Genomic DNA, 232 nt, shown 5'->3' on the forward strand with positions numbered 1-232 from the left:
ATATCTTATCAATTGCAGCAGAACACATGCTGGCCAGCGCCAAATGGAAAGCCGTGAGCTGGCGCAGCGGGACGAAAGGTCGGCTGAAAGCCCGATTTGCTGCTCTCCGTGTCCGCACCGCCGACGGACCTCCGCAGCGGATATGGGATAAGGGTCAGCAGCATCTCCCCGGCGACGAAGCCTGGCTCATTGGCGAGCAACGTGCCTCAGGGGAGAAGAAATACTATCTCGC

Annotated in this window: 1 pseudogene; it reads left to right on the plus strand. The window is 59.1% G+C overall.

The features are described from left to right. A pseudogene (locus tag FNJ47_RS49095) lies at nucleotides 1-232 on the plus strand (IS701 family transposase); the annotation flags it as partial.

The sequence above is a fragment of the Bradyrhizobium uaiense genome, assembly GCF_010811875.1.
GTDB classification, from domain to species: domain Bacteria; phylum Pseudomonadota; class Alphaproteobacteria; order Rhizobiales; family Xanthobacteraceae; genus Bradyrhizobium; species Bradyrhizobium uaiense.